This window comes from Aeromicrobium sp., assembly GCF_036676885.1.
GTDB lineage: Bacteria > Actinomycetota > Actinomycetes > Propionibacteriales > Nocardioidaceae > Aeromicrobium.
On sequence record NZ_JAKFCB010000225.1, the window covers coordinates 1 to 2914 of the forward strand.

A 2914-nucleotide genomic window follows, 5' to 3' on the forward strand; every position below is an offset into this window, starting at 1 on the left:
TGACATCTTCCGCAGTTCCCCTGGATACCTCCGGTCACGGATACCGTGGCAGGATTCATCCCGACGGCTCCCGTCCTCGGAAAGGCCCCATCACGTGAAATTCCGCATCGACCGCGACACGCTCGCCGACGCCGTCGCCTGGACAGCCCGCAGCCTGCCCAACCGCCCGAGCGTCCCGGTGCTCGCCGGACTCCTCATCGAGACCGCCGCGGACGGCCTCACGCTCTCCGGGTTCGACTACGAGACCTCGACCCGCGCAACGCTTCCGGCCGAAGTCAGCGCTGACGGCCGAGCACTCGTATCCGGCCGCCTGCTCGCGGAGATCGTCAAGGCCCTGCCGGCCAAGCCGGTCGACGTGGCGCTCGAAGGCACCAAGGTCCAGGTCAACTGCGGCAGTGCTCGCTTCAGCCTCCAGACGATGCCCGTCGAGGAATATCCCCAGCTTCCTGACATGCCCACCGCCTCCGGCACGATCAAGGCCGATGACTTCGCCACCGCGGTGTCCCAGGCCAGCGCGGCCGCCGGCCGCGACGAGATGCTGCCGCTGCTGACCGGCGTACGTCTCGAGCTCGAGGGCTCCACGATCTCCCTCATGGCCACCGACCGGTTCCGGGCCAGCCTGCGCGACCTCGAGTGGTACCCCGAGGCCAGCGACGTCTCGGCCCAGGCACTCGTGCCGGCGCGAGTCCTCAACGAGACCGCACGCTCGCTCACGTCCGGCGGCGACGTCACGATCGCCGTCTCCTCCGGTGAGTCCGGTGACGGCCTGATCGGCTTCGAGGGCACCGTCGGCAACGGCACTCGCCGCACGACGACCCGCCTCCTCGAGGGCGACTTCCCGCGCGTACGCCAGCTCTTCCAGGCGCAGGCGGAGACGGTTGCCTATGTCGAGACGCAGGCCTTCGTCGACTCGGTCAAGCGCGTCGCCCTGGTCGCCGAGCGCAACACGCCCGTACGCCTGACGTTCTCCGACGGCCAGCTGCTGCTGGAAGCCGGCAGCGGGGACGAGGCCCAGGCGTCGGAGTCGATCGAGGCGACGATCAACGGCGCGGACATCTCGATCGGCTTCAACCCGACCTACCTGCTCGAAGGGCTTGCGGTCATGTCCGACCCCGTCGTGCACCTGTCGTTCACGCAGCACACCAAGCCGGCGGCCATCTCGGGTGTGCAGGAGATCGGCGCCGACCCCGACGTCGCGTTCCGCTACCTGATCATGCCCGTACGCCTGCAGAACTGACCCTCGGAGGGATCGCACATGGACATCGGACTCGTCGGACTCGGCAAGATGGGTGGCAACATGCGCACCCGCATGCGCAACGGCGGTGTGACCGTCGTCGGCTACGACCGCAACCCCGATGTCTCAGATGTGGCGTCCCTCGAGGAGCTCGTCGACAAGCTCCCCTCGCCCAAGGTCGTGTGGGTCATGGTGCCGGCCGGTGACATCACCCGGGCGACCGTCGAGGAGCTCATCGAGCTGCTCGACGAGGGTGACGTCATCGTCGACGGCGGCAACTCGCGCTGGACCGACGACGAGAAGCATGCGGCACTGGCGTCGGCCAAGAACATCGGCTACATCGACTGTGGTGTCAGCGGTGGGGTCTGGGGCCTCGAGAACGGCTACGCCCTGATGGCCGGCGGCACCGCCGAGGACATCGCCAAGGTTCAGCCCGCGTTCGACGCACTGCGTCCTGAGGGCGAGTCCGGCTTCGTCCACGCCGGACGAGTCGGCGCCGGCCACTTCTCGAAGATGGTCCACAACGGCATCGAGTACGCCATGATGCAGGCCTACGCGGAGGGCTACGAGCTGCTCGAGAAGGTCGACATCGTCGACAACGTCACGGCGGTCTTCGACTCGTGGCGAGAGGGCACGGTCGTACGCTCGTGGCTGCTCGACCTGCTGGTCAAGGCGCTCGAGGAGGACCCGGGCCTGTCGAAGATCCGTGGCTACGCCGAGGACTCCGGCGAGGGCCGGTGGACCGTCGAGGCGGCGATCGACAACGCGGTCCCGATGCACACCGTCGCCGCGGCCTTGTTCGCCCGGTTCACGTCGCGCCAGGACGAGTCGCCGGCGATGCAGGCCGTCGCGGCGATGCGCAACCAGTTCGGCGGCCACGCCGTCCAGGCCGCCGTCGAGGCCGGGCACGACCCCAAAGATGCTTGATCCGTTGTGCATGTCAGTCGCCTGACCCTGCACGACTTCCGGTCGTACGACTCCGTCGAGATCGATCTCGAGCCGGGTGCGACCGCGTTCATCGGATCCAACGGTCAGGGCAAGACCAACCTGGTCGAGGCGATCGACTACCTCTCGCGGCTGGACTCCCACCGCGTGTCAGGCGACGCCCCCTTGGTGCGCGCCGGCGCCGAACGCGCAGTCGTACGCGCTGACGTCGTGCGCGGCGACCGCACGGCGCTGCTCGAGCTCGAGATCACACCGGGCAAGTCCAACCGGGCCCGCATCAACCGCGGTGCCCTCCCTCGCACCCGCGACATCATCGGGGTGCTGCGCACGGTCATGTTCTCGCCCGAGGACCTGGCTCTGGTCAAGGGCGATCCCTCGGACCGTCGCAAGTTCCTCGACTCGCTGCTGGTGCTGCGCACGCCACGGCTGGCCGGCGTACGTGCCGACTACGAGCGGGTGCTCAAGCAGCGCAACACCCTGCTCAAGTCGGCCCGTGGCCGCCGGAACGTCGAGATCGCGACCCTCGACATCTGGGACGAGAACCTCGCACGTACCGGAGCCGAGCTGGTGTCGACCCGGCTGCTGCTGCTCGACGCGCTCGCGCCGCACCTCGCGGAGGCGTACGTACGCGTCGCCGCCGCATCGGCGCCCGACCGCCGCGTCATCACCGCGACCTACAAGCCATCGCTCGAGCTCGACGCCGACGTACGCGATCAGCAGGACATCCGGCAGGCG

General features: G+C 68.7%; 3 protein-coding genes. All 3 read left to right on the plus strand.

Going from position 1 to position 2914, the window contains the following annotated elements:
• Positions 1–94: 94 nt before the first annotated feature.
• Positions 95–1237, plus strand: a complete 1143-nt coding sequence (gene dnaN, locus V6M46_RS10190) for a DNA polymerase III subunit beta (RefSeq protein WP_332664457.1) — start codon at positions 95–97, stop codon at positions 1235–1237.
• 18 nt (positions 1238–1255) lie between these two features.
• Complete coding sequence (gene gnd, locus V6M46_RS10195; protein WP_332664460.1) at positions 1256–2161, plus strand: phosphogluconate dehydrogenase (NAD(+)-dependent, decarboxylating); 906 nt, start codon at positions 1256–1258, stop codon at positions 2159–2161.
• Between the two features lie 6 nt (positions 2162–2167).
• Positions 2168–2914: DNA replication/repair protein RecF (gene recF / locus V6M46_RS10200; RefSeq protein ID WP_332664463.1), on the plus strand; the 747-nt coding region annotated here is incomplete at its 3' end.

Excerpts from the sequence above, each read along its gene's own strand:
- gnd (WP_332664460.1), top strand. The coding sequence starts at position 1,256 with ATGGACATCGGACTCGTCGGACTCGGCAAGATGGGTGGCAACATGCGC.